Genomic DNA, 4,697 nt, shown 5'->3' on the forward strand with positions numbered 1-4,697 from the left:
TTGCCAATTCTGCAAGTGGATCACCAGATTCTATGATTTTAGGCTGTTGTGGATCATAACGCTTAATCCTGGCATAAAGACTATGCATGGTTGTACCTAAACGTGCGGAAACTTTAGCCACACTATGACCTTTTCAGTCACTTGCTTTACTGCTTCAATTTTGAATCCTTCAGGATATCGTTTACTACTGCTCATCAACACTTCGTTAATTAGCTATTTTATCTAACTAAAAAGTGTCTACAAAATTGGTGGCTATTCAGTCTACAGCTCTTTTATTACTGCCTAATAAGCCCCAATGATCAATAATCAGGCTGGTAGCTACTTGACCAAATAAAATCCCTACCATTGTCAAGCCAACGCCAATGAGGGGCGTAGCTACAGTTAAAGAGACGACATATATTGGACCTAACAGGCCGCCTGCAAGTAGCCAGCGTGGTTGTTTGAACATAAGAGAGAGTCGTGGACGACCAAAAATAAGACCAAATGTTAATAGAATAGAACCCAACGCAAAAATGCCTAATGTGGCCCAAATATGCCCAATTTCTTCACCCAGTGGTCCCAGCAAACCAGCTTCAATAGATAGCCCCATGCCAGCAAAAAAGACCAATGGTAAAATCCATAACTGTTTCATACATTACTTATGAGGGAAGAGGAGATATGAATTATATTGGGTTGTCAGAAAGCTACAATTAATCATTTTTTCAAAACATAATTGCTATAATCACAATAATAAAATTGTTCAATATAATTTTAGGAACAGTATAAATGCAGTTAAAAGCATTACGTTACTTTGCGATGGTCGCGACTACTGGCAGCTTTTCTGCGACAGCCAAACATTTTCAAGTTCCCTCTTCTTCTGTATCTCGGTTTATTTCTAAACTTGAACAGGACATTGGACAGCAGCTTTTTTATCGTAATACACGATCTGTTCGGCTGACTGAAATTGGGGAGAAGTACTATATCCAAATCAAGGAAGTACTCGATACGTTGGACTTTGCCAACGAGGAGGCTACAGGGAAAAATTCAAATGTGAGAGGATTGATACGTATTAATACCGCAGTTGCCCTAGGGCGATTACATATATCTCGCATTGTTAATCAACTGCATGATATCTATCCCGACCTCTCGGTGGAACTAATCCTGACAGATACATTTATTGATCCTGTCCAAGAAGGTGTCGATATTGCGATTCGGATTGGATCACTGCAAGATTCAGCACTAATCGCAAGAAAAGTATGTGATCAGACCTACGTATTGTGTGCGAGCCCTGAGTACATTGAGCGCTACGGAACACCTAAAACACCTCAAGATATTCAGAAACATCAATGCCTTGTTTATAAAGGTGTTTCGGGGTGTCAAAGATGGTACTTTCGCCACGATGAACTCGACAAGCCTATTGAAATAGAACCCCAAGGTCCTTTAAAGAGTAACAATGCTGAAGTGTTGGTTTCAGCGGCATTGGAAGGTAGAGGGATTGTATTATTCCCTACATGGATTTTTGAAGAAGATTATTTTAAAAACAAGCAATTGGTTAAATTACTCCCTAAATGGCTGTGCACAGTAGAACCTTATGCTGTGGGGATTCATTTAGTCTCTCCTGAAAACAGAATTCGTTCAAAAAAGGTGAGAACCGTTTTAGATTTTATATTAAAGGAAATTGGAAGCCCTCCTTATTGGGATAATATTCTTACTTTTTGAAACCTATTAAAAAGACGTTTATTTTATATTGTAGTATTTCTTAAATTAACGTAATAGACGTTATGCGAAATTCTTAGTATTTCTGATTATATATCAGTATATTATAAACTGCTGCCCTAACGTGTAGGGCAGCAACTTCCCTATCTTTCATGTTCCGCGCTTAATAAGTGATCAATGTTCCACGAGTTTATTTAGGGCACTGTTGCAAATAGCCGCTGATGGTAAGTTTATAAAACAACAACTATACATAACCTCAATCCTATTTAAGCCAATGATTCCATCATTTGAATTGTCGGCTTATTTTGGTGAGCTAATTGATATGCACATAACGATGCGTAAATCCCACTTAGAAATCCACGAATGCTACGTGCTTTGCTTGTTACTAAATTGTACTGTCCTTTCAATAAGCTGAATAACGTTTCTATTTTATTACGTTGTTTTAAGTGATATTCATCTGATGCACAGAGTTGAACAGGCTGTATATTCTTTCGATGATAGGTCATCAAATCAATACCTTGTTCTTTTAACCCGGTTTTAATTCTTGACTGATATAGCCACGATCCGCATAAAGCTTTGCTTCTAGGCCTTCAGCCAAGTGCTCAACCATTTTTATGTCAGCTATATGCCGATTGGATAAAGCTGAGTTTACGATCTCGCCCAATTGATTAATCACGATATTTAACTTGCAGCCATAAAACCAGCCCATCGAGCTTTTGCCACGAGATGCAATCTGAGCCAATGATTTATGGCCTTGAATGCGCTGATTTTTACAGACCGGTAGAGTCGTTGAGTCAATCCATAAATATTGTTTGTATTGACCTTTCATTACAGCCACGTGTAAAGCATGTAGTGCCAATCGATGCATACTAATCAAGTGAATCATCCGTTGGTAACAGGGTAAGCTTTTAAATAAATATCTTTTATCCTGCTTCAACCATGAGAAGAATGCTTTAAAATTATTGAAGTGAGAGCACTTATACCAAATAGCGATAAAGGTAATTTCTGAGATCGTTAGTTGCGTAGTTCGGATTCTTAAACAGTGCCTGCTTTGTTTGAGAAACTTCCAATAAGTTGCTTCAAATTTAAGAAAGAAATCATCAATTACGCAAAATAATTCGGTACTATTGAACATCAGGACTAGAGCTTTAGGTTTGGTGTGGTAACTCAACTGATGGCTCTAGTCCTTTTATTTTTCAAGTTAATTTCTTATCCACGATTCGGATTATACATATATAAAAACTTGATTTTCAATATTTTTGGTATACAATTCATCTAACTAGAAAAAAGTCATGTTTCGGTAAATCTTTTTAAGTATCGCAGTTTTAGTCATAATCCTTCGTGTTTTAGATTTTAAGTCTCATTCTTTATTATTTTCAAAGTTATAATCAGTCAATAAAGCGACTTAAAGTTATTAAAATTTAGTAGAAAATATTATGTCAAACTCAGCTGTTGTTAAAGGTACTGTAAAGTGGTTCAACGAAACTAAAGGTTTTGGTTTTATTCAACAAGAATCAGGTCCAGATGTTTTTGCTCATTTTAGCGAAATCGCGAGCTCAGGTTTTAAAACTTTACTGGAAGGCCAAATGGTTGAATTCAGTGTAGTTCAAGGTCAAAAAGGACCGAATGCCGTAAATATTGTTGCTATCTAAGCAGTAATAAGCAGTAATAAAAAAGCACTAATTAGTGCTTTTTTTATAATTCAAAATTTAATCAGAATAATTAAATTATTTTTATTTGCTTATCATTAAAGAAATCATTTTAAATAATTTTTTTAACAACAAGTTTTTTGTCATGGTAACTAAATGTCTTTATATAACCCGAATCCTGTTTAAGCTAATGACTTCATAATTTGAATTTTTGGCTTATTTTGATGGGTGAGTTGATATGCACATAACGATGCGTAAATCCCACTTAAAAAGCCTGCCATACTTCTGGCTTTATTCGTCACCAAATTGTATTGACCTTTCAATAAGCTGAATAACGTTTCTATTTTATTGCGCTGTTTCAAATGATATTCATCTGATTCAGAGAGTTGTATAGCCTGCATGTTCTTTCGATGATAAGTAATTAAATCAATACCTTGTTCTTTTAATCTGTTTTTTAAATCCTGGCTGATATAACCACGATCCGCGTAAAGCTTTGCTTCCAAGCCTTCAACCAAATGCTCAACCATTCTTATGTCAGCCACATGTCCATTGGATAATGCTGAACAAACGACTTCTCCAAGTTGATTCATCACAATATGTAATTTACAGCCGTAGAACCAACCCATCGAGCTTTTACCACGGGATGCAATTTCTGCTAGAGATTTATGGCGTTGAATCCGTTGATTTTTACAGACAGGTAAAGTGGTTGAATCAATCCATAAATATTGGCTCCGTTGACCTTTCATTAAGGCTACATGTAAAGCATGTAGTGCCAACTGATGCGTATTAATGAGGTGAATCATCCGTTGGTAACAGGGTAAGCTATTAAATAAAGAGCTTTTATCCTGCTTTAGCCATGTGGAAAATGCTTTGAAATTAGTGAAATGAGAGCATTTATACCAAATAGCAATAAAGGTGATTTCTGAAAGACTCAAGTGAGCCGCTCGAATTCTTGAGAAACGATGGCTTTGCATAAGGAATTGCCAATAAGTTGCTTCAAATTTAAGAAAGAAATCATCAGTTACGCAAAATAATTCGGTACTATTAAACATCAGGACTAGAGGTGTTAGTTTTGTGTGATAACTCAACTGATGGCTCTAATCCTCATGTTTTTCAAGTCAATTTCTTTTCCGCGATTCGGGTTACTATTAAAACCTTGTGGAAATTGAAGCTGAAATCCCTCTCTTATCAATTGTTTCATACGCACCGCTTCCCAAAATATACAATGAATACTGGTTAGTAATATTCGTTGCTTGAATACGGAGTAATGATGGGTTTTTACCTATGTTAAATTTATAACGTGCTCCCAAATCGATTGTGGTATAGCTTGGGATAGTAACATTATTTTCTACT

General features: G+C 36.1%; 5 protein-coding genes and 2 pseudogenes. 2 read left to right on the plus strand and 5 right to left on the minus strand.

What is annotated here, in order from left to right:
* Window positions 1-195 (minus strand): annotated as a pseudogene (locus AY605_RS14820) (transposase); the annotation flags it as partial.
* A gap of 61 nt (window positions 196-256) precedes the next feature.
* Window positions 257-631 (minus strand): DMT family transporter, encoded by a 375-nt coding sequence (locus tag AY605_RS05355; protein WP_064095429.1) that lies wholly within the window; start codon window positions 629-631, stop codon window positions 257-259.
* Window positions 632-765: 134 nt separating this feature from the next.
* Between AY605_RS05355 and AY605_RS05360 the strand changes: the two genes are divergently transcribed.
* A complete protein-coding gene (locus AY605_RS05360; RefSeq protein WP_064095430.1) occupies window positions 766-1,698 on the plus strand; it encodes a LysR family transcriptional regulator in 933 nt (310 codons plus the stop codon).
* A gap of 263 nt (window positions 1,699-1,961) precedes the next feature.
* On the opposite strand, the pseudogene AY605_RS05365 reads toward AY605_RS05360, so the two are convergent.
* A pseudogene (locus AY605_RS05365) lies at window positions 1,962-2,830 on the minus strand (IS982 family transposase).
* 301 nt (window positions 2,831-3,131) lie between these two features.
* On the opposite strand from AY605_RS05365, the gene AY605_RS05370 reads away from it, so the two are divergent.
* Window positions 3,132-3,347 (plus strand): cold-shock protein, encoded by a 216-nt coding sequence (locus tag AY605_RS05370; protein ID WP_064095431.1) that lies wholly within the window; start codon window positions 3,132-3,134, stop codon window positions 3,345-3,347.
* A 179-nt stretch (window positions 3,348-3,526) separates the two neighbouring features.
* On the opposite strand, the gene AY605_RS05375 is transcribed toward AY605_RS05370, so the two are convergent.
* The gene (locus tag AY605_RS05375; RefSeq protein ID WP_064095432.1) at window positions 3,527-4,396 is read right to left on the minus strand and encodes an IS982 family transposase; all 870 of its coding nucleotides are present in this window, start codon (window positions 4,394-4,396) and stop codon (window positions 3,527-3,529) included.
* A gap of 96 nt (window positions 4,397-4,492) precedes the next feature.
* On the minus strand, window positions 4,493-4,697 hold a 205-nt coding region (locus AY605_RS15045), incomplete at its 5' end, for a TonB-dependent receptor (RefSeq protein WP_171254918.1).

Source organism: Acinetobacter sp. SFD, assembly GCF_001647575.1.
Lineage (GTDB): Bacteria > Pseudomonadota > Gammaproteobacteria > Pseudomonadales > Moraxellaceae > Acinetobacter > Acinetobacter pecorum.